Below are 23,455 nucleotides of genomic sequence, written 5' to 3'. Positions count from 1 at the left end.
ACATTAAATGAAATTAGATTGATATACCTTGTTGATAAATGCAAATAAGGTGGGTTTTTTCAAGGATATAGTAGTGAATATAGATACTTATGTTGAAATTAAAAATGGCAAGGAAAACGATATCAACATTAAATATCGTGGCCTAATTCAAAAATTAACAGCAACATTGTCATTGACGCTCTTGTCATTTGGATGGTGCTCCACCGTAAATGCTGCACAACAACCAATTGCTTTAGTAGGAACATGGACATCAATTCCTAATGCACCGCTTGCGCAAAAACCAAAACAAGCCAGTGAAGGTTTGTACCAGCTTCAAGTGAATAAGGATGGAACTTTAATTCCTGTTAAAGTGCTGAAAATGAAAAGTCCTTCTTGGATTGTGAAATCGAAAGATGGTCGTTTTGCATATACCACTAATGAAGAAAACGAAGGTGCGGTGACCGCATTATCTATTCAAAATGGAAAGGTGGAAGTGTTGAACACAGTGGATAGTCATGGTGGACATCCAACACATGCAACAATTAGTTTAGATGGTAAGTTCCTGTTTGTGTCGAACTATTCAGCGTTCGATAAAGGCCGTGGTGGTGTGGCTGTTTTGCCAATTTTACCAAATGGCCATTTGGGTGAAAAAGTACAAAATATTGTTTTTGAGGAAGGTTCTGGCCACGTCAAAGGCCGCCAAGAAAGTGGACATGCTCATTCCACAACTTTTAGTCCGGATGGTAAGTATTTATATGCTAGTGATCTTGGAAATGACAAAGTCTATGCATTTCGTTATAACCCGAACAAGGCTCAGCCACTTGAAGCGGATACCAACCGCGATGTAACTTTTACACATGGTTCTGGCCCGCGTCATATGGTCTTTTCACCAAATGGCAAACATGCGTATGTTACCGCAGAAATGCGAAGTGAAATTGTGACATTTAATGTGCAAGATGGTCATTTGAAAAAAGTGGCTGAGTTAAAACTAATCCACGAGGACAAAACACCTGAATTTAAGAGTGCGAGTGGAATTATCCTTAGCCCAAATGGTAAATATGTGATTGCTGCCAATCGAGGGGCAGACAACAAACTTTTAGTATTTAAAATTCAACAGAATGGATTGCTAGCTAAGCCAGTTGTTTATAAAGCGAATGGTATTGAACCACGTGCTTTCTCATTTGATGCATCTGGTAAATATCTATATGTAACCAATGTTTATAGTAACAATATTAGTTTATTCCGTTTTGATGCAAAAAATGGCACCTTAAAACCAGCTGGCGATGCAGCAAAAATATCAACACCTACGGATATTAAATTCTTTAATTAATCCAAAACATGAAACTGACCTTTCTAGTGCTTAATACAAAAGACCGAGATTTTGTGATCTCGGTTTTTATAGCAGTTTTGGCAAAAACGATGATTTTCCGTATGATATGGACAGCAATAATTAGTGTAGTGAAATGATGAAAAAGTTTTTATTGATTGCAATGAGTTTGCTCTTTGTAGGTTGTTCAGAAAAGAAACCATTAACACCGGAAGAGCAGTGGCATGGCTTTTGTACTAGCGTAGGAAATGCTGCAAGAAGTATTGTTTTTGATCGTCAGCAAGCAATTGAAAAAACGCAGGCAGTTGAGCATGCAAATAAGATTGAAGATGAGATAACTAAAAAATTCATTCTTAATGTTATTGAAAAAGTTTATGCAATTCCAAAAGAAGAACTGACAAAAGATCCTCAAGCAATTCAAGAAAAAGTTAGAAAGCAAATGATGGATGAATGTTTGGCAACCCCTCATGACAAAATGCCAAAATATAAATCATTCTAATTGTGGATGAGGTTATTGAATTTTCATCTGGCTGAAGCTCATTTTGCTTAAAAATAGCTCAATTTAGCCCAATATGCTCATTATTTAAACACAGGTATTTAGATACAAAATAATGGGCATCACGGAGAAACACCCCGCGCTCATTAACTTTTACCTTGAACTCTAGTAAACTTTTGTAGTCCATATTACTTGTGAAGCTTTTAAGAAAGCTGGAATTTGCAAGTAATTTTTCAAAAAAAGAGGAATGAACACCGTGCTAGAAGCTTACCGCCAACACGTTGAAGAACGTGCCGCACTCGGAGTCCCACCGAAGCCACTTGATGACGCTCAAACAGCTCAGCTTGTTGAACTATTAAAAAATCCACCAGCAGGCGAAGAAGCGTTCTTGGTAGATTTGCTTGAAAACCGTGTTCCTGCAGGTGTTGACCAAGCAGCTTACGTAAAGGCAGCATTCTTGGCAGCGATTGCAAAAGGCGAAGCAACTTCACCACTCGTTTCTAAAGAACGTGCAGTTTACTTACTTGGCACTATGCTAGGTGGTTATAACGTAGCACCACTTGTTGAACTTCTTGACAATGCTGAACTTGCAGGCTTAGCTGCTGAAGCATTAAAGAAAACTCTTCTTGTATTTGATGCATTCCATGATGTAGCAGATAAAGCAAAAGCTGGTAATGCAGCTGCTAAAGCTGTTTTACAATCTTGGGCTGAAGCAGAATGGTTCACTAGCCGTCCTGACGTTCCAGAAGAAATCAAAATCACTGTGTTCAAAGTAACTGGTGAAACAAATACTGATGACTTGTCTCCAGCTCAAGATGCTTGGAGCCGTCCAGACATTCCATTACACGCAAATGCAATGTTGAAAAACGAGCGTGATGGTATCAACCCTGAAAAACCAGGTGAAGTTGGTCCATTAAGCCAAATTAAAGAACTTATCGCGAAAGGCAATCAAGTTGCTTACGTTGGTGACGTTGTTGGTACAGGTTCAAGCCGTAAGTCTGCAACTAACTCTGTTCTTTGGTTCTTTGGTGATGAACTTCCACACATTCCAAACAAAAAAGACGGTGGTGTGTGCTTAGGTTCTAAGATCGCTCCAATTTTCTTCAATACTATGGAAGATGCAGGTGCATTACCTGTAGAAATCGACGTTGCTAACATGAACATGGGCGACGAAGTAGTATTGAAAATTGACCATGCTGCTGCAAAAGTAACTGCTTTTAAAGATGGCGTACGAATCTCTGAAGCAGATCTTAAAACTCCAGTACTTTTAGACGAAGTACGTGCGGGTGGTCGTATTAACTTGATCATTGGTCGTGGTTTAACTGCTAAAGCACGTGAAGAACTAGGTCTTGCACCTTCTACATTATTCCGTACTCCAGTACAACCTGCTGACACTGGCAAAGGCTTCACACAAGCTCAAAAAATGGTTGGCCGCGCATGTGGTTTACCAGAAGGCCAAGGTATCCGTCCAGGAACTTACTGTGAACCTAAAATGACTACAGTTGGTTCTCAAGATACGACAGGTCCAATGACTCGTGACGAGTTAAAAGACTTAGCATGCTTGGGCTTCTCATCTGACTTAGTGATGCAGTCTTTCTGTCACACTGCTGCGTATCCAAAACCAGTTGACGTAACAACTCACCATACATTACCTGACTTCATCATGAACCGTGGTGGTGTATCTTTACGTCCAGGTGACGGTATTATCCACTCTTGGTTAAACCGTATGTTACTTCCAGATACAGTAGGTACTGGTGGTGACTCACATACTCGTTTCCCAATCGGTATTTCATTCCCAGCGGGTTCTGGTCTTGTTGCGTTCGCAGCAGCAACTGGTGTTATGCCACTTGATATGCCTGAATCTGTACTTGTTAAATTCAAAGGTAAAATGCAACCTGGTATCACTTTACGTGACCTTGTACATGCAATTCCTTACTACGCAATTCAAGCGGGTGATTTAACTGTAGAGAAGAAAGGTAAGAAAAATATCTTCTCTGGTCGTATCCTTGAGATCGATTTATCAGAAATGGAAAATGACTTGACTGTTGAGCAAGCATTCGAACTTTCTGATGCGTCAGCTGAACGTTCTGCTGCTGGCTGTTCAATCACACTTTCTGAAGAGAAAGTTGCTGAATACCTACGTTCTAACATCACGATGTTGAAGTGGATGATCGCAGAAGGTTATGGCGATGCACGTACACTTGCGCGTCGTGCTGAAAACATGCAGAAGTGGTTAGATAACCCAAGCTTGTTAAAAGCTGATGCTGATGCTGAATACTTAAAAGTTTACGAAATCGATCTAGCTGACATCAAAGAACCAATTCTTTGCTGCCCGAACGATCCAGATGACGCGAAACTTCTTTCTGACGTTCAAGGCGACAAGATTGATGAAGTATTCATTGGTTCTTGTATGACTAACATTGGTCACTTCCGTGCAGCTGGTCAATTGCTTGACAAAGTACCTGGTGGTTCATTGTCTACTCGTTTATGGTTGGCTCCACCAACTCGTATGGACGAGCACCAATTAATGGAAGAAGGCTTGTATAACATCTATGGCCGTGCTGGTGCACGTACAGAGATGCCGGGCTGTTCATTATGTATGGGTAACCAAGCACGTGTAGCGCCGAACACAACTTGTGTATCGACTTCTACTCGTAACTTCCCGAACCGTTTAGGTCAAGGTGCAAACGTTTACTTAGCGTCTGCTGAGCTTGCATCTGTAGCTGCTGTTCTTGGTAAATTACCAAGCCCAGAAGAATATCAACAGTACGCGTCGCAAATCGACAGCGCTTCTGCTGACATCTACAAGTATTTAAACTTCGACAAGATGAGCGAATATACTAAAGAAGCTGATCAAGTTGATACTAAAAAAATCCAAGCTGCTCAATTGACTTAATACGTCGATTTAGTACAAAAAAGGAGCTGATTATTCAGCTCTTTTTTATTTTAAATGAGACTTTGTACATTATTAGACTTATAAAATAATAAATAGATCAAATTTTATTTAATGAAAATGTAAAAATAAATATTACTCTAGATATTAAATTGATTTTTGTTTTAAAATATTTGAACGAACTTGAAAATAATTAAAAAAAATATGAGTATTTTATATAGGGAACTTAAGAATGCTAAAGACAATTGTTGAATTTAAATTTGATGATTATCAATTATATGACCAAAAAACTTATACTGATGAAGGTGGTATTTTAGTTCAAAAAACTGAAGATATTGCACAATATATTTTTAGTATATTAAAGAATAGATATCATTTAAATGTAGAGTTATATAGTGAAAGCTGGGGGTGGGAAATTGAGATTCCCTTAGCTGAAATAACGATGTATCTCGGAATTAGTGTTTATGAAGAATATAGTAATGGATTCGCAATTTTTATTTCTCCAAATACTCCGATTCTAAGAAAATTTCTATTTAGAAAAATTGATATTACTCATCATATTATGGTGTTGCAAAATTATATAAATATTATCTTAAAATCGCATCCAGGCATCTATGATGTGATGTGGTGGGAAGAGAATGAATTTCGATGTGTAGCCACGAATTGATGAAAAAATTTAAGGCTCAAATATTGGGGTAAGTAAAACAAAAATTGTTAGAGACGATATTGGTGAATAGATGCGATGAGCTTACTATATCTACAATATTAAGTGGTCAGATCAATATGCATAATTCAGCTTGGAAGGGATTACGTAAGTTTTTTTATAATAATCTTCACAACCATGACTATGAAACGACGGTAAGTAAATGCATTAACTATTTTTTAGTTATTTTAATTATTGGTAACGTCGCTGCTGTTTTATTGGAAACAGTAAATGATTTGTACTCAAATTATCGTATTTGGTTTGACTACTTTGAGAATGTTTCAATCGTAATTTTTAGTATTGAGTATTTATTAAGGTTGTGGAGTGTTGCAGATCGAGATACGACGCAATCCGCATGGAAAACCCGCTTGAATTGGATGAAAAGTGGAGAAGCAATTATTGATTTGATGGCAATTTTGCCAGCTTACCTGAATTTCTTTGTACGAATCGATCTTCGTATGCTTCGGATTTTACGTTTACTTCGTTTATTAAAATTAACACGCTATTTTATCTCACTACAGATATTGTTATGTGTGATTAAACGCGAGAAGGGATCTTTTCAAGCAGTTATCTTTATTTTAATTATCATGATTATTATGACTGCTTCTGGAATTTATGTGGTTGAAAACAAAGCTCAGCCAGAAGCTTTTAGCTCAATACCTAAATCTATGTGGTGGGCAGTGGTTACCTTAACTACAGTGGGGTATGGCGATGTCACTCCTGTAACTAGCCTAGGAAAGTTATTAGGGGCGCTTATTACTATTTTAGGTGTGGGTATTGCAGCATTGCCTGCTGGTATTTTGGCGTCTGGACTTGCAAATGAGCTTAATCAACGGAATCAGAGACTAGAGCAAGAGTTTCGTGAGCTACTTCAAGCACGAGGTATTGATATTTTACATGATGAAATTGAAATAGAGCGGGTCCGTCAAAAAGTAGGATTGCCAAAAGAGCAAGCGCATAACCTGATTATTCAAATTATGCGTGAAAAAGTATTAGAGGAAGAAGAGACGGTTCGAGAGAAAAAATGTTATTGCCCGCACTGTGGTGGAAAGCTAACTGATTAGAAATAATAAGTTAGCCTTTTGTTTAATTAAGCTTTTTTGCTGGCTTTTTCTACTGCAAATGCGATAAGTAAGATAATCAGACCGCCAAGGCTTAAAACAAAACCTACCCAGATTGGAGCGATCCAACCCATTTGGTGGCTGAGTACCCAGCCCCCTAAAAATGCACCTAATGCATTGGCCATATTAAAGGCAGAGTGGTTTAGTGAGGCAGCTAAAGTTTGGGCATCACCTGCAACATCCATTAGACGAGTTTGTAATGCTCCGCCTAACCCCATTACCGTGAGGCCAATTAAAAATAAAGATGCGATGGCAGTATAGATATTACTCATTAAAAAACTAGTGACAACAAAAGCGATAGCTGAGCTAATTAATACACCCACTATAGTTTTGTTGAGGTTCTTATCTGCAAGCCATCCTGCCGCTAAACCACCAATAACCATACCTATACCCCAGATAGCTAAAGCGATAGGAACGATTTGGATATTAACTTCTGTGTATTCGGTCAAAATTGGAGAGACATAGCTATAAACTGAAAACATGCCTCCAAAACCGATTGCACCCACTGCTAGTGTTAACCACATGTTGATATTTTTAAGGCCAGCTAATTCAGTTTTTATACTGGCAGTAGCTTGAACTGGGATATTGGGTACAAAGAAGCCAACAGCAATTAAAGTGACGAAAGCAATAGTTGCTGAAAACTCAAAACCTGCTCTCCAACCAAAGTTTTGGCCTAACCAAGTTGCTAGAGGAACTCCAATTACTGTTGCGACTGTAAGCCCCATCATCATTTGGGCAACTGCAGAAGCTCTTCTTGACGGACCCGCTAGTTCAGCTGCAACTAACGCACCGACTCCAAAATATGCTCCGTGTGGTAAACCTGCAATGAAACGTGAGACTAGAACAGTTTCAGATGTATGAGCTAAAGCAGTACAGGCATTCGCAACACCATAAAACAGCATTAAGCCGAGCAATAAAGTTTTTCTAGGTACTTTGGCTCCGAGAATAGCGATGATAGGAGCACCAATAACTACACCCAATGCATAAGCACTAATAAAGTGACCAGCTTCAGGTACTGTAATATTTAAATTATTTGCAATTTCCTGAATTAGTCCCATTGCGACGAATTCAGTGGTTCCAATACAAAAACCACCTACAGCGAGTGAGAAAATTGCTAAAAAGAGAGAGTAATGTTGAGGTGTGGAAAGAGGAGATTGCGGGGACGCCATAATAAGTTAAGGGAAGACACAAAAAAGAGAAGTATAAGGGAAAAGAGAACAGAATAATAAAAAACTAAAATATTGAGAGAAAGATTACGTATTTCTTTTTAAAGTAAAATTAAATTTATTAATGATAATAAGAATTATTTTTATTTGTGTATACTGTATCCGCTTATATTTTGTCTGAAATTTTTAACTTTGCGTATAACAGGATTTTGTAATAATGAATAGATTTCTAATGACGTCACTTGCATTGATATGTACAACAGGCTTTGCTCATGAACCTTATGTAGCTCCTGTAGCTTATAAAACTGAACAGACTCAAGTACCCGTAATTGCTGGTTATGCGGAAGAAGCATTAAATAGTGAATATGCTTTAAAGGATGCTAAGCTTACTGTAATTACACCTAAAAATGAGCTTAAAACCGTCAATTCAGAAGCCCTGCATAAGTCTGCTACTGTTTTTGATGTAGATCTACCTGAAGAAGGCACATACATTGTTCAAACTCAGGCAAGTTATCCTTTGAAATATGTATATGACCAAAAAGAATGGCATTTATTTTTTGATATGCCAGCTGATAAAGCTCCACCGAAAGCAGAACGTGAATATTTGATTCCGACTGACCTTAAAACAAAAACAATTAAAACAGAACAAGTGACACGTGAGTGGATATTGCAGAGTTATCTTTCTAAAGGAAAAGTTTCAGATATTCAGCTTCCGAATACACCGATTAAAGTTAGTTTCTCTGTACATCCTAACCAGATTAAAGCTGCTCAACCTGTTAAATTAACCATAACTGAAAAAGGACAACCTTTAGCTTATGCTGAAGTGAATTTAAGAGAAAAGGGTGCAACTGATAAGCAAGCGCAGCAGTTTAAGGCGGGAGGCAACGGTCAAGTTGAGCTTAAGTTTCCAAAAGCTGGAGAGTACCTAGTAGAAGTAACAGCTCCTCTAAATTTGAAATTAAAACCTAAAGATCAGAACTATACGATTATTAGCTTAAATGTTTTAGCGCAATAGTTTTTAGTATTTAAAAAAATAGGTCTTTATTAGGCCTATTTTTAGTTTTCATATTCTTACTCATTAAAAAAACTTCATTAAAACATTTAATTTCACTTTAGTTTCAGAGGAAACAAAAATTCATTGCAAGTAAAAGATAATGAAATAAAATTCATGTTGAGACAAACTAACTAATTTTATGTTAAAGTGAATAAAATTCATTAATAAAGATTTGTCGAAAGTTTTATGGAAAAGCAAAGATGAGCTTTATCCATTTATAGATAAATCTGTTTTTTAGGCTTGGGCCCATGTTAGAAATACGCCACCTTAAAACTTTAGTTGCTTTACGTGAGCATGGTTCATTAGTTTCTGCAGCTAATGACCTTTGTTTGACGCCATCTGCTATTTCCCATCAATTAAAAGAATTAGATCATTGGTACGGGGTGGAAGTAGTTAATCGTCGAAGTAGACCTGTTAGTTTTTCTAATGTTGGACAGCGCTTATTAAAATTGGCTGATGATGTTTTACCTCAAATCCAGATTACACATAGTGATATCACACGTATTGTGCATGGACAGACAGGTAGAATTATTTTTTCATCGGAATGCCATAGTTGCTTTGACTGGTTAATGCCTTTATTAAATCAGTATCGCCAGCAATATCCTGACGTCGATTTAGACTTTGCTTCGGGGTTTGAAGCTAATCCACATGAACTCTTACAAAATGCAGAATTTGATTTATTGATTACAGCTGACCCAATCGCGTTAAAAGGAATTGAGTATTTTCCGATTTTTGAATATGAGTCACGGTTAGTCTTATCAAATACTCACCCTTTGGTGCGGGCTGAAAATATTACAGTTCAAGAGTTGGCTGAAGAAGTTTTAATTACTTATCCGGTTGATAAGCACCGTTTAGATATTATGTCTAAACTTTTCATCCCCGCAAATATTCAGCCTAAACAAATACGGACAACAGATTTAACTCAAATGCTTATTCAACTCGTTGCAAGTGGACGAGGTATTGCTGCTTTACCTGATTGGGTAGTCAATGAATATGAACAAAAGGGATGGGTTACTAGTCGTCGTTTAGATTGTGTTTCTCCTACAGGTTTAAGACGAACTTTATATGCGGGCTACCGAACTGAAGAAAAAGAGAAAAGTTATTTTGAAGGCTTTTTAAAGCAGTTAGAAAAGTTCTCTTTAAAACGAAACGCTTATTATTCTGGCTAAAAAATAATTTAGCCTAAGTGTTAAAAAGGCGCTTTATTGCACCTTTTTTATATCGATTTCTTATTTGCCAATGAATAAAGAGAGTAATCCTGCTGCAATTAGAGGGCCGACTGGTACACCACGGAGTAAAGCGACACCAGCAACTGTACCAATCAGTAAACCTGCAACTACGTCAGGTTGGCTCGACATTAGTTTTACGCCGCGACCACCCAACCATGCGACTAATAGGCCAATTGCGATAGCCATAATAGACTTAACACTAATAAAGGATTTTAAAATACTCTCTCCACTGAGTTTCCCACTGGCAATTGGAGTGAGTACGCCAATAGTTAAAATAAGAATTCCTAAATTAAGACCATGAGCTTGAATATAAGGGAAAAACTCATTTAATGGTGTGATTTTAACGACAATCAATACACCTGCTGCAATAGTTACAGCTGCATTTTGACTTAATAAGCCGCAGACAAGCAGAACGAGTAGAACAACTAAATTAACATCAAATTGGGCAAGCATGGCGAGCGGAGGGCATTATAAATAAATGGAATTGTATAATATTTAAGAGTTGGAATGTGAAAGCTTTAAAAGATACAGCTGATTTCAGCTCTTCTTAATTAAAAATTGAGTGTATATCTCTCAATGATAAGGAGTTTTAATTTTTGGTTACGCTTGGACACAATGTTATATAAATTAACAAGTTAAAAATTATAGCGTTTAAAAATTATGATATAAAAATAGTCATTACTCATGAGTACGGGATATTTTTATGGACATTATAGATATCAAGATCAAAGATCAGTTTGATAAGATTCATGATGCAAAAGCACAACTAAAGAAAAATTTAGTGGAACATGAAAATGAATATTTAAAACTAAGCCAACGTATTGAGCATATTATTGTTGATAATGAAATTATTTTGCCTACTACCGAATTATTATTTGAAAGCGAACAGAACGAAAATATTTATCGAGTCGTTGAAGAGTAAGGGTGCGAGCTAGTTCAAGTAGATGAAAACAGTAGCGAGTAGTGTTTAGTAAAAAATGGAAACTACGTTAAAATAACAGCTTAGTTCTAATGAGAAAACTTCATGCTGCTGGAAAAAATTTTACAATCACAAGGGTTTGGTTCTCGTAAATATTGTCAGCAGTTAATAAAAAACGGATCTGTAAGTGTTGATGGAGAGGTTGCAGATGATCTCAAAAAGCAATTCTCTCCAGAAAATTTAGAATTTTCTCTTTTCGGGGAAACTTATCAATATCGAGAAAAACTTTATCTTGCGCTAAAAAAACCGAAAGGTTTTGAATGTTCACACCAACCTCACCATCATCAAAGTGTGTTTAGTCTTTTACCGGAAATCATGATTCAACGTGGTGTGCAAGCCATTGGCCGTCTAGATCAAGATACAACTGGCTTACTTTTGCTTACCGATGATGGTAAATATCTTCAAGCTTTAACTCATCCCCGTAAGCATGTTCCAAAGGTTTATCATGTTACGACCATAGATCCGGTTACACCTGAGCAAATTGAAATGCTGAGCCAAGGTGTGAGTCTACATCAAGAAAAAGGCGTTTTCGCTGCAACGGATGTAGCGATATTAGAAACGCATCAATTAACCATGACGATTCATCAAGGTGTTTATCATCAAGTAAAAAGAATGATTGCAGCTGTGGGAAATAAAGTAGAAGCATTACATCGCCATCAAGTCGGGCAATTGGTTTTACCTGAACTTGAAGATGGTGAATGGGTTTATTTATCTGAACAACAAAAACAGCTTGCTCAAAATATCATTTGAGAAAACAATGGAAGGTTTGGAACTCACTATCTCGAATAAATCCCATTTGTTCATATAAGCGATGAGATTCATGATTGTTGCTTTGAGTTTCCAAACTAATCCGCAAAGCATTCTCTTGCTTTGCAAATAAGATTGCTGTATCGATTAGCTGTTTAGCAGAACCTTGACGACGAAAAACGGGCGTAACATAGACATCATCTAGGATATAGTAAGTGGAACAAGCAACTGAAGAAAAACCTAAATAGAGTAAAATAAAACCCGTAATTTTATCGTCTTTAATATGAATGAAGAACACACTTTCTCTATTCTCAAAACGTTGTTTAAGGAAGTGAAGTGATTCATTAAAATTAGAAGAGGCCCCATAAAATTGGCGATATTCATCAAATAAAACGGCGAGTTGCTCTAAATCTTCAAAAGTCGCTTGTCTAACGATCATTTGGCACTCCTTGTAACTTATCATTATGTTTTTACAAAGAGAGCATAACGAAAAAAAGAGCTTTTTGACGTTAAAACTTGTTTATAAATGCAACAGTGTTAAGTTTTGTCGCTTTCACCAAGAAGTGCATTCAACTCTTCAAATAAATCTTCATGGTCATCATCTTCAGCTATAGTTGATGAGTTTTGGTTTAATGAAGATGCTTTTGCTTTTCTCAGTTTTAATAATTGTTCCATATTAATATTCTGATTTTCGATAGCAAAAGGAATAGATTTAGTTAATACGACCTGTTTAAAAAAAAGTCGTACTGCTTGAGCAGGGGTAATTCCCAGTTGTTTAAAAACAGCAAAAGCCTGCTTTTTTTCTTGGGAGTCAAGTCGAACCTGATAAACTTCTGTTTTTCGCATGAATAACAAAACCAAATGATTTTAATTTTTAGGAATTTATTTTAAACCATCGCAATGTAATTTCAATGCTTTTTGGCATAAAAAATAATCTTTTTGTCATTACGATTACATTACAGTGTCAATTCAAACTCGGAATTAAAAGACATTCCCTCTTTTGTGAGGGGGTCTGTAAATGAAATATGCTTAGCCAGAAGCTGTAATGGTTCCGAGAAGTCATCCTCAGCTTTGTGCTGAACTGCTGGATAAAATGGATCATTTTTAATCGGAATTTCTAAGTAATTAAGATGCACTCGAAGTTGGTGCTGTTTCCCCGTTGTAGGGGTTAAGCGATATTTTGCCCAAATCTGGTTATGCTCGATAAGCTCAATATCAGTCTGGGTATTGGCTTTCGCATTTTCTATAACCTGCATCGTATAAAAAGGATGGCCTTTATCTAAATGCAAATATAATGTTTGAGGAAAATTTAAATCTTTTTTATAAGGTGCAATAGCGTGATAAATTTTATTGACTCGGCGCTCTGCAAATAATTGTTGATAAATACCACGCGACTCAACCCGCTTGCAAAATAGAACAACACCCGCGGTTTCGCGGTCTAAGCGATGAATAGGTGTTAAAAATTCATTGCCAGTTTGTTTTTTTAGCCGCACTAAAAGAGTTTCTTGAACATATTGTCCTGTCGGGCTAATTGTTAAAAAATGTGGTTTATCGACCACTAATAAATCATCATTCTCAAATAAAATCCGATGTTCAAATGGAACGTGGACTTCATAAGCAAGAAATCGATAATAAAAAATATGACTATTACTTTGGTATGGACTATCTAATGTTAGTTTTTGTCCATTTGCCCCATAAATAAGTCCGTCTTGAAATCTTTGTTTCCACTCATCTGTTCTAATATGTGCAAAGTGACCACAGAGATACTCATAAATCGTTTGAGTGTCTTTTTGTTGAGGAAGATAAACTTGGCTTGCGCTTACACCATCAATCATAGGTGGCAAAAAATCGTTTGGACTAGACATAAAAAAGTGTGAATATTTAAGAAAATTGATATAAAAAAAGCCAACTTCTAGGGCTTAAGTAGGCTTTTAAGGCAGGGCAATGTTATCATATCGATTATTTTGAATCATGTTATGTGTGCTATGTCGTATTCATTGAAATTGGTCTTAAATCATGAAGAAGATACTGAGCGTCTAGCTCGAGCTTTGGCGCAGCATGTTCAGTCGGGTGTAATTTATTTAATTGGGGACTTAGGTGCGGGTAAAACCACACTTACGCGCTATTTCTTACAGGCTTTGGGCCATAAAGGTTCTGTTAAAAGCCCAACTTATACGCTTGTTGAGCCGTATAAAATTAATGATAAAGAAATTTTTCATTTTGACTTATATCGTTTGAATGACCCCTACGAACTTGAATTAATGGGAATCCGTGATTATTTAGATATCACAGATGCATTATTTTTATTTGAATGGCCTTCTAAAGGTGGTGATGAAATTCCACAAGCGGATATCATCATTGACATTCAAAAGTCAGATGATGAGTTGACTCGTTTAGTAACGTTAACTTTACCAACAGAAAATTTATACCAGACTTTGCAGGAACAGCTTCATGACTGATGAAAAGCTAACACAACGTCGTATTCATACATTAGACGCAGCGTTAGCGAACCAGATTGCAGCAGGTGAGGTGATTGAGCGACCTTCTTCTGTGGTCAAAGAATTATTAGAAAACTCAATTGATGCAGGTGCAACTGAGCTGATTGTACGGATTGCTCAAGGTGGTTCGACTTTAATCGAAATCATTGATAATGGGCATGGTATTCATCCGGATGATTTAGCGCTTGCTGTCATGCGTCATGCCACAAGTAAGATTAAAACTGCTGAAGATTTACATGCGATTGTGAGTTTGGGGTTCCGTGGGGAAGCCTTAGCTTCGATTGCTGCGGTTTCAAGATTGACTTTGACCAGTAGCCAAGATGAAAGTGGTATTGGTCATCAAGTTGAAGTAAACGGTACAGCATTTGATCATCAAGAAGTACAAGCTGTTGCTGCTCAAAAGGGAACCCATATTCGAGTTCAAGATTTATTTTTTAATGTTCCTGCGCGCCGTAAATTCTTAAAAAAACCTACTACAGAATTTGGTCATATTGAAGAGATTGTTCGTCGTCTGGCTCTAACGCATTTCGATATACGTTTTGTGCTTGAACATAATGATAATATAAGAATTAATTTACCTATAGCGGATAGCGGAGAGCTACGTTTTCAGCGAGTTCAGCAATTATTAGGCTCACAATTTGTTCAAAATGCATATTGGATGGATGCTGAAAGTATTAGTATGCGTTTATCAGGTTGGCTTGGTCATCCTTCAGATGCACGTGCACAGGCTGATATGCAATATGTCTATGTAAATGGTCGTATTGTCAAAGATAAAACGATTTCGCATGCGCTACGCATGGCCTATGACGGTATTTTGCATGGTCATCAACATTCATCTTATTTACTTTTTTTAGAGGTTGACCCTGAAAATATTGATGTCAATGTTCATCCGACCAAACATGAGATTCGATTTTTAAATCAAAGAGAAGTGCATGAGTTTGTAAGACATTATGCAAAAGAAACTCTATCCCAATTTCAGACAGCGAGTGCTGATTTAGCTCAAGCGATGAAAGTAGATGAACAATCAGATTATTCAGTACAGCCGCAGCCTAAATATCAAGAACAATTTTCATTGCACCGTGCAAATGAAACTTTAAATTCAGACAGTGAAGCACGAACTCAGCCTGCACCGACAGAATTATTAACTGATTTTAACGCTAGTCGTCCGCAAGCTGTTCACTATGCAGATCAAACACCAAAATATAATGGTTCTGCTCAACTAAATAATGCTTTAAAAACTTATTTAGCCCCACTTCGCGACCAACCTACTAGTTTTTCGGTAAATGAGAATGTTGAGCCAGCTGCTAAAGTAGATGAATTTCCATTAGGTATCGCAATTGCTCAACTGCATGGAATTTATATATTAGCCCAAAATACCGAAGGGCTTATTATTGTTGATATGCATGCGGCCCATGAGCGTATTTTATTACAGCAAATGAAAAACGCTTGGGATAAACCTGAATTTTGGACATCTCAGCAATTGCTTATACCTAAGGTGATTTCCATTAGCCGTATGCAAGCCGTTAGGGTCGAAGAATTAAAACCTCAGCTTGAGCGCTTAGGTTTGGAAATTGATTTATATGGTGATGAGCAAGTTATTGTTCGCGGTGTGCCAGCCATATTACAAAAAGCTGATTTTGAAAATCTTATTCCAGAGCTTTTAAATGATTTAGATCCAAATGATGAAGCACAAGGATTACTTCAAAAAAGAGATGAGTTGTTAGCTGGAATGGCATGTCATGGAGCAGTGCGTGCGCATCGACAACTCAGTCTTTCAGAAATGAATGCTTTACTTCGTCAAATGGAACAAACCGAATTTGCAAGCCAATGTAACCATGGGCGGCCAACTTGGCGTGCATTCCCATTATCTCAATTAGATAAATTATTTGCTCGAGGAGAGTAGTTTTACATGTCAAATCAATTGCCCGTCATCAATTTAATGGGACCAACTGCGAGCGGGAAAACCGCTTTGGCATGTGAATTATACGAACGTGGAAATTTTGAGCTAATTTCTGTTGATTCTGCACTCGTATATAAAGATATGGATATCGGCACGGCTAAACCAACTCGTGAAGAGCAAGAACTCTATCCTCATCATCTTATTGATATTATTACTCCTCTTGAAGTTTACTCAGCTGCTCAGTTTGTTGAAGATGCATGTAAGTTAATTGATGAAATGCATTCACGTGGCAAAACTCCTATTTTAGTAGGAGGGACAATGTTATATTTCAAGGCATTGTTAGAAGGGTTATCTGGTAATTTGCCAAGTGCTAATGCTGAAGTTCGAGCTGCAATTGAAGAAAAAGCTCTAAACGAAGGATGGCAGGCAGTTTATGATGAGTTGGTTTCTGTAGATCCTGCTGCTGCTATAAAGTTTAATGTAACTGATAAGCAAAGAATTATTAGGGCTCTTGAAGTTTATAAAATTACTGGTGAACCAATTACTAAATTGCAGGCAGAACAACCAAAAAACGTACCATATCGATACATATTTCATAACTACGCTTTACTTCCGGATCGGGTAGAATTACATCAACGCATTGAGCAAAGATTAAGCAAAATGTGGGATATCGGTTTTTTGAGTGAAGTTGAAGCTCTAATTGAAAAATACGATTTAGACAAAAATTTACCCTCAATGCGTTCGGTGGGTTATCGACAAGCACTAGAATTTCTATTAAAAAGTGATCTAAGTCTCAAAAGTAAACGTGAAATGGAGGATAAAGCTTTATTTGCAACACGACAACTTGCCAAACGTCAATATACGTGGTTACGTTCTTTGCAAGAAATACACGATTTTAAAACTTACTTGACGATAAAGCAGGCGAAAGAAGACTTGCGAAACTCTTATGGATAAAGCAAAATTTGCACACTGTCTTTTTATAATTTTTAGTTGAAAAATAAAGATAGTTTTTTTGCGCTGATTTAAAAATTTTTTTTGGAGTTAAAAATGTCTAAAGGTCAAACTTTACAAGATCCGTTCTTAAATTCTCTCCGTAAAGAACGTATCCCTGTTTCTATTTTCCTTGTGAACGGTATTAAATTACAGGGTCATATTGAATCTTTTGACCAATATGTTGTTTTATTAAAAAATACTGTAAGTCAAATGGTTTACAAACACGCAATTTCAACTGTTGTTCCAGCACGTAATCCACGTCCAGCAGGCGCTCAAGGTACAGGCTTCCCAGCACAAGGCGGCACTCAAGGCGGTTTTGGTGGTCAAGGTAGCGGCTTTGGCGGCGGTCAAGGCGGTGGTTTCGGTGGCGCTCAAGGCGGCTTCGGTGGCGCTCAAGGTGGCTTCGGTGGTCAAGGCGGCTTCGGTGGTCAAGGTGGCTTCGGTGGTCAAGGTGGCTTCGGTGGTCAAGGCGGCTTCGGTGGTCAAGGTGGTTTCGGTGGTCATCAAGGTGGTTTTGACAACGATTCTAAATTTGAAGATGGTCAAGACGACGAAAATAATCGTTAATTGAAATCTTAAAAAAGAAACCAGTCAGACAATGACTGGTTTTTTTATGTGTATTTAAAAGTTGATTCAGAATATTTAACTAGTCATGGAGAATGATTTGCCATGATGACTAATTTTATTTAAATAAATAGGGCTTTAATGAATGCTATTAATATTAGCTGCTGCTTTTAGCAGCGTCTTGGTATCTATCCTATTAAAAAATTTAAAGAGAAAAGGTTATCAACCACTACAAATGATTGCATGGAACTATGCAAGCGCAAGTCTTCTTTGTTTTTGGTGGTTTCAGCCTGATATTCAACATGTTTCAATACAACATACTCCTTGGTGGTTAATCTTTGCTTTAGGAATAATTTTACCTAGTATTTTTTTATGTCTTGCTAAATCATTAGAGTATGCAGGAATTGTGAGAACCGAACTTGCACAGCGTCTTTCAGTTGTTCTTTCCTTACTTGCGGCATATTTCTTTTTTCATGAACAATTTAATACCTTAAAACTGTGGGGTGTAGGCCTAGGGATTTGTGCGGTCTTACTCGTATTATTTGGGCAAATCAGTTCTTCAGCAAATCACCAATCTCGAAAAGCGATCTTTGCTCTTTTAAGTGTATGGTGTGGTTATGCAGCAGTAGATATTCTCTTGAAATATACAAGTAGTTTAGGTCTGCAGTTTACACTTACTTTAAATCTTATTTTTATTACTGCTTTTATATTGTCGATTTCATATTTATTGCTACAGAAGACTCAAAAGTGGCAGTTTAAAAGTACGATAGCTGGATTAATATTAGGAATACTCAATTTTTCAAATATTGCTTTATATGTAAAAGCCCATATTCTTTTAAAAGATTCTCCTGCTATTGTTTTTGCAAGCATGAATATTCTTGTTGTGTTATTGGGAATTTTAAGCGGAGTGATTTTATATAAAGAAAAATTAAAATGGCCTACTATTTTGGGGATTCTTTTAGGAATAAGTGGGGTAGTTTGTTTAGCTAGCGCAATGGCTTGATAGTTCAAGAGAATAGAATCTCTTGAACTATAGAGATTTTTATAAATATGTGAAAATCACTTCATCTGGCAGACGTGATTTAGGAAGCTTAGCATTAAAGTCATTTTCACTGCGGTAGCCTAGAGAAACAATCACAGAGCTTCGTAAGCTTTTTTCAGTTAACCCGAGCTCAGTATTTAGAACTTCTTCATCAAATCCACCCATTGGAGTTGCATCGATGCCTTCTAAGCCAGCAGCAAAGAGTAGCTGTCCTAAAGCAATGAATGTTTGATTTTCCATCCACCCGAATAAATTTTTCTGTTCATTTCGGTAGAACTCGACGTAGCCATGGCGAGTATCTTTTTGACCTAATTTTGCTTTTTCATCTTTAAAACGGCCACTTAAATCATCTTGCTCAAGTAGTTGATTTAAGTACTCAGATGTAATATCCGTTTTTGTACAGAATACAAGTGTATGTGATGACTCAAGCACTTTAGGAGCATTGTAAGCATACTTTCCTGTTAATGCTTTTGCGATTCGTTCTTTAGCTGCAAGATTATCTGCAACTACAAAGTGCCAAGGCTGAATATTTACTGAAGATGGGGTAAAACGTAAAATTTCTAATAATTTATTAATTTTTTCTTGAGGAATTTTCTTTTCAGAATTATACGCTTTTGTTGTATAGCGGCTTTTAACAGAGTTCAATAAGTCCATAGGTGTGCTCCATATCAATCTTATGGCAATTGAGAGAATTTAATCTTTGCCATCATACGCCATTTTGTTCAAAAACATTTCGTATGTAGTTTGATAAAGAAATATAATGTTTATATAAAGTTTTAGTAATCTATTGAAAATGATTGATTTAATGCCAACAGATGCGAAGAGTAAGTTGCGGGAAATTAGAATTGTGAAAGCTTTTATCATTTTTACATTTGTTTTGAGTCTTTTGATTTTATACATTGAGTATCAAAAGTATGCACATATAAGCTGGAAATTTGTATTTATTGCCAGTATGTGTGCGATTTACGATTTTGATTTAAATAACAAAATTAAAGAATTGAAAGTTCAAATAAAAACTGACTAATTTTTAGTTAATAATGCCAGGTAACCAATTCAAGCTGTTGTGTATTGGAACATGGATCAATTTCCAAAATATAAGCTTGATCTTCACGCCAATCGCCAAGAACAATTCGTTGTTTAGCTTCTACCTGATGAATTGAAGGTCGATGGGTATGGCCATGAATAAGTATATCTACATCTGTTAAAGCAGAAAGTACAGCTTGCTCATTTACATCCATAATTTCATAGCTTTTTTGCTGTTTATCTGCGGAGCTTCTTTTTCGAAAGCCATTAACCAGTTTGGTACGAAAACTCAGGGGTGTACGGCGTAAAAAAGCCACTAAAAGTGGATTTCGAATAATTTTTCTAAATCTTTGATAGGAAACGTCATCTGTACATAGTGCATCACCGTGTTCTAGGCGGTACTGATGTCCAGCAATATTAAGATAATAAATGTCAGGTAGTAATACACCGTTAAATTTATTGAGGAAAACCTGATTTAAGGCAAAATCACGATTACCTACTTGGAAGTAAACCCGATTTCCTTTTTTGTTAAAGTCTTTTAATGCCTCAACAATTTCATCGAGCCATGGTGCTGAGTAATCATCGCCAATCCAAGCGTTAAACCAGTCACCTAAAATATAAAGCTGTGTTTGTTTATTTTGATAATGCGCCAATAAATCTAAAAACCCTCGAACAAGTCGAGGGTGTTCAGGTGACAAGTGTAAATCAGAGATAAACAGATAAGTCACAGCTTATTCCTAAAATTATTCAGAAATAATTTTAGCAGATTCGATTACAACATTTTCTAAAGGAACGTCAGCGTGGTAACCACGGTTGCCAGTGCGAACACCTTTGATCGCTTCAACAACATCCATACCTTCAACAACTTTACCAAATACAGCATAACCCCAACCTTGAGCAGTTTTAGAGGTATGGTTTAAGAAAGAGTTGTTTTTTACGTTAATGAAGAACTGTGCAGAAGCAGAGTGAGGTGCTTGAGTACGTGCCATAGCAATCGTACCAACATCATTGCTTAAACCGTTGTCAGCTTCGTTTTCGATAGAATCACGAGTTGCTTTTTCTTTGAAGTTTTCATCCATCCCGCCACCTTGGATCATGAAACCATCAATGACACGGTGGAAAATAACGCCGTCATAAAAACCGTCACGTACATATTCTAAAAAGTTTGCTACTGTTTTTGGTGCTTTTTCAGTATTTAGTTCAAGAACAATACGACCTTTATTGGTGTTTAATTCGACTTGAGGAAAACTCATTACATTAATCTCCTAAACATGGGCTTATGACCATGGGTTTTTGGTTGAGAGAAGCATAAGCAAACTGTAAACTACAAGGCAAGTAAAAAACGTTAAAATCTTTGTGAAAAATGAAGATAGCGTTTAAATTTTTCGAAATTTATCTACAAAGAAGTGATTGATACACTATGAAGCCTAATGATGTTGTCTCGAGCCTGCCTAATAACCCGACACCGAATACTCATGCCTCTGTCGATTCTGCGCAGCAAGAACAACAGGCTGGCTTAGATTTTGTTCGCCAAGTCATTACTGATGATTTGGCTACGGGACGTGCAAAGCAGATCGTAACGCGTTTTCCACCAGAACCAAATGGTTATTTACATATTGGCCATGTAAAAGCGATTTGCTTAAACTTTGGTGTGGCTGAAGAATTTGATGGTTTGTGTAATTTGCGTTTTGACGATACAAACCCTGATGCTGAAGAACAAGAGTATGTTGACGGTATTGCGAATGATGTGAAATGGCTTGGTTTTAACTGGAATGGTGAACCACGCTATGCATCAGGTTATTTTGATCAATTATATGCATGGGCAGTTCAACTTATTGAACAAGGCGATGCATATGTAGATTTACAATCTCCAGAAGAAATTAAGTTAAACCGCGGTAGCTTTGTTGAGCCAGGTAAAAACTCTCCATATCGTGATGCATCTATTGAAGAGAATCTTGCTCGCTTTGAAAAAATGCGTAGCGGTGAGTTTAAAGAGGGTGAAGCGGTTTTACGTGCCAAGATTGATATGGCAAGTACAAATGTACATATGCGTGATCCGATTTTATATCGCGTATTGCATTCAGAGCATCACCAAACTGGCGATAAATGGAAAATCTACCCAATGTATGACTATGCTCATCCATTGTCTGATGCCATTGAAGGAATTACCCATTCGCTTTGTACATTAGAATTCCAAGATCATCGTCCGTTTTATGACTGGATTGTTGAAAAAGTAAAATCTAAAGCTGTTCCGCATCAGTACGAATCTTCACGTTTAAACGTGGACTACACCATTACGTCAAAACGTAAATTACGTAAATTGGTGGAAGGTGCTTATGTAAATGGTTGGGATGACCCACGTATGCCAACCGTAGTCGGTATGCGCCGTCGTGGCTTTACTCCTGAAGGCTTACGTGATTTCTGTAAACGTATAGGCGTGTCAAAAACTGACGGTATTGTTGATGTTGCAATGCTTGAGTTCTGTATTCGTCAATCTTTAGAAAATACTGCTGCGCGTGGTATGGCTGTTTTAAGTCCACTTAAAGTGACTTTAACTAATTTACCTGAAGATATGGATCTTACGCATGCTCGCCATCCTAATGTTGATATGGGTGATCGTGTGATTCCTTTAACCAAGGAAATCTATATTGATCGTAAAGATTTTGAAGAAGTACCGCCAAAAGGCTTTAAACGTTTAATTCCTGACGGTGAAGTGCGTTTACGCCATGCTTACGTGATTAAATGTGATGAAGTCATTAAAGATACAAATGGTGAAGTGATTGAATTGAAATGTTCAATTGACCCTGAAACTTTAGGAAAGAATCCGGAAGGCCGTAAAGTTAAAGGCGTGATTCACTGGGTATCTGCAACTAAAGGGATTCCTGCTGAAGTGCGTATTTACGATCGTTTATTTACTGAAGCCGCACCTGATGCAGATGATGACTTCTTGGCAAATCTTAATCCTGAATCATTAAAAGTGGTACAAGCTGTCATTGAGCCAGCTTTGGCACAAGCGAATCCTGAAGATCGTTTCCAATTTGAGCGTGAAGGCTATTTTGTCGCTGATCAATATGATCATTCACCAGAGAAACCGGTTTTCAACCGTATTCTTGATTTGAAAGATAGCTTCAAGCCTGAGAAAAAGTAAGAGATTGATTATCTCTTACTTTTTCGCAAGACGAACAACATGTTGTGAGTAGACAGTAGAGATTGATTATCTCTTACTTTTTCGCAAGACGAACAACATGTTGTGAGTAGACAGTAGAGATTGATTATCTCTTACTTTTTCGCAAGATGAACAATATGTTGTGAGTAGACAGTAGAGATTGATTATCTCTTACTTTTTCGCAAGATGAACAATATGTTGTGAGTAAACAACAAATATAAAAAAGCCCAACTCAGTTGGGCTTTTTATTTAGATGTCTTCTCATATTTTCTTTTTCTTTATGATTAATATCCTTGGCAAATTAGCTTAGGTTGGATTAATCACATAAAAATAAAGAACCAAGATTATAAGGAGAATACATGAAAGCAATAAATAAGTATTGACCGTATTAAAGCTTTTAAGAAATTTCCAGATATCCATAGTAAATCAACGTATATTTTGTGTTACAAATGGCTTTGTTGCACAAACCTATCTCTAAAGGCTTATTCCACAATATAATTTTCAAATGAATAAGTCGACACCAAAAATTTATCGCACAACCAATTGGTCTTCATATAACCGAGCTCTCATTAATC

General features: G+C 36.9%; 24 protein-coding genes. 16 read left to right on the top strand and 8 right to left on the bottom strand.

The annotated features are described in order from the left end of the window. Nucleotides 1–73: 73 nt before the first annotated feature. The 5 genes from ACO6UW_RS00120 (at nt 74) to ACO6UW_RS00100 (ending at nt 6,462) form a co-directional block, all read left to right on the top strand. Nucleotides 74–1,309: a lactonase family protein gene (locus ACO6UW_RS00120; RefSeq protein ID WP_057061893.1), complete on the top strand. Its 1,236-nt coding sequence runs from the start codon at nt 74–76 to the stop codon at nt 1,307–1,309. A gap of 133 nt (nt 1,310–1,442) precedes the next feature. Further along, the gene (locus tag ACO6UW_RS00115) at nt 1,443–1,805 is read left to right on the top strand and encodes a hypothetical protein (protein ID WP_081038236.1); all 363 of its coding nucleotides are present in this window, start codon (nt 1,443–1,445) and stop codon (nt 1,803–1,805) included. Between the two features lie 253 nt (nt 1,806–2,058). Further along, nucleotides 2,059–4,698 carry a bifunctional aconitate hydratase 2/2-methylisocitrate dehydratase gene (locus ACO6UW_RS00110; RefSeq protein ID WP_057061957.1) on the top strand — a complete coding sequence of 880 codons (2,640 nt, stop codon included), beginning with the start codon at nt 2,059–2,061 and terminating at the stop codon, nt 4,696–4,698. Between the two features lie 229 nt (nt 4,699–4,927). Beyond that, nucleotides 4,928–5,362 (top strand): hypothetical protein, encoded by a 435-nt coding sequence (locus ACO6UW_RS00105; protein ID WP_032004738.1) that lies wholly within the window; start codon nt 4,928–4,930, stop codon nt 5,360–5,362. Nucleotides 5,363–5,478: 116 nt separating this feature from the next. Then, nucleotides 5,479–6,462 carry an ion transporter gene (locus ACO6UW_RS00100; protein WP_057061892.1) on the top strand — a complete coding sequence of 328 codons (984 nt, stop codon included), beginning with the start codon at nt 5,479–5,481 and terminating at the stop codon, nt 6,460–6,462. A gap of 26 nt (nt 6,463–6,488) precedes the next feature. Here ACO6UW_RS00100 and ACO6UW_RS00095 read toward each other — a convergent pair whose 3' ends face one another. Further along, complete coding sequence (locus ACO6UW_RS00095; RefSeq protein WP_057061891.1) at nt 6,489–7,688, bottom strand: MFS transporter; 1,200 nt, start codon at nt 7,686–7,688, stop codon at nt 6,489–6,491. Between the two features lie 214 nt (nt 7,689–7,902). Here ACO6UW_RS00095 and ACO6UW_RS00090 point away from each other — a divergent pair, with 214 nt between their 5' ends. Beyond that, nucleotides 7,903–8,700, top strand: coding sequence for a DUF4198 domain-containing protein (locus tag ACO6UW_RS00090; protein ID WP_057061890.1), 798 nt, complete (start codon nt 7,903–7,905; stop codon nt 8,698–8,700). Between the two features lie 287 nt (nt 8,701–8,987). Beyond that, nucleotides 8,988–9,908: a LysR family transcriptional regulator gene (locus ACO6UW_RS00085; RefSeq protein WP_002122195.1), complete on the top strand. Its 921-nt coding sequence runs from the start codon at nt 8,988–8,990 to the stop codon at nt 9,906–9,908. A gap of 60 nt (nt 9,909–9,968) precedes the next feature. On the opposite strand, the gene ACO6UW_RS00080 is transcribed toward ACO6UW_RS00085, so the two are convergent. Beyond that, entirely contained in the window at nt 9,969–10,421 is a 453-nt protein-coding gene (locus tag ACO6UW_RS00080) for a DUF441 domain-containing protein (protein WP_017480868.1), read from the bottom strand. 250 nt (nt 10,422–10,671) lie between these two features. Here ACO6UW_RS00080 and ACO6UW_RS00075 point away from each other — a divergent pair, with 250 nt between their 5' ends. Both ACO6UW_RS00075 and ACO6UW_RS00070 read left to right on the top strand, forming a co-directional pair. Continuing rightward, on the top strand, nt 10,672–10,890 hold the full coding sequence (locus tag ACO6UW_RS00075; RefSeq protein WP_348891810.1) for a hypothetical protein: 219 nt from the start codon (nt 10,672–10,674) through the stop codon (nt 10,888–10,890). A gap of 102 nt (nt 10,891–10,992) precedes the next feature. Then, the gene (locus ACO6UW_RS00070) at nt 10,993–11,697 is read left to right on the top strand and encodes a pseudouridine synthase (RefSeq protein WP_057061889.1); all 705 of its coding nucleotides are present in this window, start codon (nt 10,993–10,995) and stop codon (nt 11,695–11,697) included. Here ACO6UW_RS00070 and ACO6UW_RS00065 read toward each other — a convergent pair. The 3 genes from ACO6UW_RS00065 to ACO6UW_RS00055 all read right to left on the bottom strand — a co-directional run bounded on the left by ACO6UW_RS00065 (nt 11,690) and on the right by ACO6UW_RS00055 (nt 13,559). Beyond that, on the bottom strand, nt 11,690–12,133 hold the full coding sequence (locus tag ACO6UW_RS00065; protein ID WP_057061888.1) for a GNAT family N-acetyltransferase: 444 nt from the start codon (nt 12,131–12,133) through the stop codon (nt 11,690–11,692). The two genes, ACO6UW_RS00070 and ACO6UW_RS00065, sit on opposite strands and share 8 nt — an antisense overlap. 98 nt (nt 12,134–12,231) lie before the next feature. Beyond that, nucleotides 12,232–12,540, bottom strand: a complete 309-nt coding sequence (locus ACO6UW_RS00060) for a type II toxin-antitoxin system RelB/DinJ family antitoxin (protein WP_005068595.1) — start codon at nt 12,538–12,540, stop codon at nt 12,232–12,234. Between the two features lie 110 nt (nt 12,541–12,650). Then, nucleotides 12,651–13,559 (bottom strand): pseudouridine synthase, encoded by a 909-nt coding sequence (locus ACO6UW_RS00055; RefSeq protein WP_057061887.1) that lies wholly within the window; start codon nt 13,557–13,559, stop codon nt 12,651–12,653. Nucleotides 13,560–13,679: 120 nt separating this feature from the next. Here ACO6UW_RS00055 and tsaE point away from each other — a divergent pair, with 120 nt between their 5' ends. The 5 genes from tsaE (at nt 13,680) to ACO6UW_RS00030 (ending at nt 18,652) form a co-directional block, all read left to right on the top strand. Continuing rightward, nucleotides 13,680–14,153, top strand: coding sequence for a tRNA (adenosine(37)-N6)-threonylcarbamoyltransferase complex ATPase subunit type 1 TsaE (gene tsaE / locus ACO6UW_RS00050; protein ID WP_005068599.1), 474 nt, complete (start codon nt 13,680–13,682; stop codon nt 14,151–14,153). Continuing rightward, the gene (mutL, locus tag ACO6UW_RS00045) at nt 14,146–16,095 is read left to right on the top strand and encodes a DNA mismatch repair endonuclease MutL (protein WP_057061886.1); all 1,950 of its coding nucleotides are present in this window, start codon (nt 14,146–14,148) and stop codon (nt 16,093–16,095) included. Before tsaE ends, mutL begins: the two co-directional genes overlap by 8 nt. A 6-nt stretch (nt 16,096–16,101) precedes the next feature. Beyond that, nucleotides 16,102–17,046, top strand: a complete 945-nt coding sequence (gene miaA / locus ACO6UW_RS00040) for a tRNA (adenosine(37)-N6)-dimethylallyltransferase MiaA (RefSeq protein WP_057061885.1) — start codon at nt 16,102–16,104, stop codon at nt 17,044–17,046. Nucleotides 17,047–17,139: 93 nt separating this feature from the next. Continuing rightward, nucleotides 17,140–17,652: an RNA chaperone Hfq gene (hfq, locus tag ACO6UW_RS00035; protein ID WP_002122267.1), complete on the top strand. Its 513-nt coding sequence runs from the start codon at nt 17,140–17,142 to the stop codon at nt 17,650–17,652. A 142-nt stretch (nt 17,653–17,794) separates the two neighbouring features. Beyond that, a complete protein-coding gene (locus ACO6UW_RS00030; protein ID WP_057061884.1) occupies nt 17,795–18,652 on the top strand; it encodes a DMT family transporter in 858 nt (285 codons plus the stop codon). 39 nt (nt 18,653–18,691) lie between these two features. Here the strand turns inward: ACO6UW_RS00030 and nfsB are convergent, their stop codons facing one another. Beyond that, entirely contained in the window at nt 18,692–19,345 is a 654-nt protein-coding gene (gene nfsB, locus ACO6UW_RS00025; protein WP_057061883.1) for an oxygen-insensitive NAD(P)H nitroreductase, read from the bottom strand. Between the two features lie 139 nt (nt 19,346–19,484). Between nfsB and ACO6UW_RS00020 the strand changes: the two genes are divergently transcribed. Continuing rightward, the gene (locus ACO6UW_RS00020) at nt 19,485–19,715 is read left to right on the top strand and encodes a hypothetical protein (protein WP_057061882.1); all 231 of its coding nucleotides are present in this window, start codon (nt 19,485–19,487) and stop codon (nt 19,713–19,715) included. Nucleotides 19,716–19,722: 7 nt separating this feature from the next. Here the strand turns inward: ACO6UW_RS00020 and ACO6UW_RS00015 are convergent, their stop codons facing one another. Both ACO6UW_RS00015 and ACO6UW_RS00010 read right to left on the bottom strand, forming a co-directional pair. Then, nucleotides 19,723–20,442 (bottom strand): UDP-2,3-diacylglucosamine diphosphatase, encoded by a 720-nt coding sequence (locus ACO6UW_RS00015; RefSeq protein ID WP_057061881.1) that lies wholly within the window; start codon nt 20,440–20,442, stop codon nt 19,723–19,725. Nucleotides 20,443–20,457: 15 nt separating this feature from the next. Next, a complete protein-coding gene (locus ACO6UW_RS00010) occupies nt 20,458–20,967 on the bottom strand; it encodes a peptidylprolyl isomerase (RefSeq protein ID WP_002122280.1) in 510 nt (169 codons plus the stop codon). Nucleotides 20,968–21,134: 167 nt separating this feature from the next. Here ACO6UW_RS00010 and ACO6UW_RS00005 point away from each other — a divergent pair, with 167 nt between their 5' ends. Beyond that, a complete protein-coding gene (locus ACO6UW_RS00005) occupies nt 21,135–22,862 on the top strand; it encodes a glutamine--tRNA ligase/YqeY domain fusion protein (protein WP_348891809.1) in 1,728 nt (575 codons plus the stop codon). The last annotated feature ends 593 nt before the right edge of the window (nt 22,863–23,455 follow it).

It is taken from the genome of Acinetobacter sp. JADD-222 (assembly GCF_049310645.1).
This window is presented reverse-complemented; position numbering and strand designations above follow the sequence as displayed.

What these genes read in the sequence shown, in the direction of transcription:
- ACO6UW_RS00115 (WP_081038236.1), top strand. Translation starts at nt 1,443, where the DNA reads ATGATGAAAAAGTTTTTATTGATTGCAATGAGTTTGCTCTTTGTAGGT.
- ACO6UW_RS00105 (WP_032004738.1), top strand. Translation starts at nt 4,928, where the DNA reads ATGCTAAAGACAATTGTTGAATTTAAATTTGATGATTATCAATTATAT.
- ACO6UW_RS00100 (WP_057061892.1), top strand. Translation starts at nt 5,479, where the DNA reads ATGCATAATTCAGCTTGGAAGGGATTACGTAAGTTTTTTTATAATAAT.
- ACO6UW_RS00095 (WP_057061891.1), bottom strand. Translation starts at nt 7,688, where the DNA reads ATGGCGTCCCCGCAATCTCCTCTTTCCACACCTCAACATTACTCTCTC.
- ACO6UW_RS00090 (WP_057061890.1), top strand. Translation starts at nt 7,903, where the DNA reads ATGAATAGATTTCTAATGACGTCACTTGCATTGATATGTACAACAGGC.
- ACO6UW_RS00085 (WP_002122195.1), top strand. Translation starts at nt 8,988, where the DNA reads ATGTTAGAAATACGCCACCTTAAAACTTTAGTTGCTTTACGTGAGCAT.
- ACO6UW_RS00080 (WP_017480868.1), bottom strand. Translation starts at nt 10,421, where the DNA reads ATGCTTGCCCAATTTGATGTTAATTTAGTTGTTCTACTCGTTCTGCTT.
- ACO6UW_RS00075 (WP_348891810.1), top strand. Translation starts at nt 10,672, where the DNA reads ATGGACATTATAGATATCAAGATCAAAGATCAGTTTGATAAGATTCAT.
- ACO6UW_RS00070 (WP_057061889.1), top strand. Translation starts at nt 10,993, where the DNA reads ATGCTGCTGGAAAAAATTTTACAATCACAAGGGTTTGGTTCTCGTAAA.
- ACO6UW_RS00065 (WP_057061888.1), bottom strand. Translation starts at nt 12,133, where the DNA reads ATGATCGTTAGACAAGCGACTTTTGAAGATTTAGAGCAACTCGCCGTT.
- ACO6UW_RS00060 (WP_005068595.1), bottom strand. Translation starts at nt 12,540, where the DNA reads ATGCGAAAAACAGAAGTTTATCAGGTTCGACTTGACTCCCAAGAAAAA.
- ACO6UW_RS00055 (WP_057061887.1), bottom strand. Translation starts at nt 13,559, where the DNA reads ATGTCTAGTCCAAACGATTTTTTGCCACCTATGATTGATGGTGTAAGC.
- tsaE (WP_005068599.1), top strand. Translation starts at nt 13,680, where the DNA reads ATGTCGTATTCATTGAAATTGGTCTTAAATCATGAAGAAGATACTGAG.
- mutL (WP_057061886.1), top strand. Translation starts at nt 14,146, where the DNA reads ATGACTGATGAAAAGCTAACACAACGTCGTATTCATACATTAGACGCA.
- miaA (WP_057061885.1), top strand. Translation starts at nt 16,102, where the DNA reads ATGTCAAATCAATTGCCCGTCATCAATTTAATGGGACCAACTGCGAGC.
- hfq (WP_002122267.1), top strand. Translation starts at nt 17,140, where the DNA reads ATGTCTAAAGGTCAAACTTTACAAGATCCGTTCTTAAATTCTCTCCGT.
- ACO6UW_RS00030 (WP_057061884.1), top strand. Translation starts at nt 17,795, where the DNA reads ATGCTATTAATATTAGCTGCTGCTTTTAGCAGCGTCTTGGTATCTATC.
- nfsB (WP_057061883.1), bottom strand. Translation starts at nt 19,345, where the DNA reads ATGGACTTATTGAACTCTGTTAAAAGCCGCTATACAACAAAAGCGTAT.
- ACO6UW_RS00020 (WP_057061882.1), top strand. Translation starts at nt 19,485, where the DNA reads ATGATTGATTTAATGCCAACAGATGCGAAGAGTAAGTTGCGGGAAATT.
- ACO6UW_RS00010 (WP_002122280.1), bottom strand. Translation starts at nt 20,967, where the DNA reads ATGAGTTTTCCTCAAGTCGAATTAAACACCAATAAAGGTCGTATTGTT.
- ACO6UW_RS00005 (WP_348891809.1), top strand. Translation starts at nt 21,135, where the DNA reads ATGAAGCCTAATGATGTTGTCTCGAGCCTGCCTAATAACCCGACACCG.